The organism is Terrimonas pollutisoli (assembly GCF_029360765.1).
Taxonomy (GTDB): Bacteria; Bacteroidota; Bacteroidia; order Chitinophagales; family Chitinophagaceae; genus Terrimonas_B; species Terrimonas_B pollutisoli.
The window spans coordinates 1-561 of sequence record NZ_JARKNA010000071.1 but is presented as its reverse complement, the minus strand read 5'-3'; the positions used below and the strand labels follow the sequence as shown (position 1 = coordinate 561).

1 protein-coding gene is annotated in these 561 nt (G+C 42.4%); it reads right to left on the bottom strand.

Translation table 11 applies throughout. From position 1 onward, the window contains the following. On the bottom strand, window positions 1-561 hold a 561-nt coding region (locus tag P2W73_RS26690; RefSeq protein ID WP_276505103.1), incomplete at both ends, for an IS91 family transposase.

Here is a 561-nt window from a genome sequence, read left to right as displayed (position 1 = left end):
AAGGGCATTGCCTGGGATTAAAGGGCTCAGGTTTGGCTTTGGGTTTTATATAAGCGGGTGTTTTGATGGGTGGCACCTGCGCTTTTATTCGTTCAGCACATCTTTGTTTGCTGCTGCTGCTCAGTATGCCGTAATGCCGTATGCGAACAAAACCTTTTGGCAATATATGCAGGCTGAACCTGCGGATAAATTCCATCGCTTCTAACTGCATCGTTTTTGTAACAGCTCCGTGCTTATAATCTTTATACGTAAAATCTACTTTGCCATTTTCCTGTTTTTGCAAGCGGTGATTGCTAATGGCAATCTTATGCGTATAACGTCCTAAATACTCTATCACGCTATGAGGACTATCAAAAGGTGTTTTTGCAAACACTACCCATTGCTGTTTGTAAAGACTGTTTAGGAGTGCAGGTGTTATATGCCCGGGCAACCGTTTTTTTAGCTGCCCAATAAACTTACCTCTGAACACCGTGCTCATTGCTTTTACATTAAACAAATATTTTCCTTCCGACTTTGCCGTACGCCATTTATGTTGTTTGGTTAATCCGCCACCCGGTACAA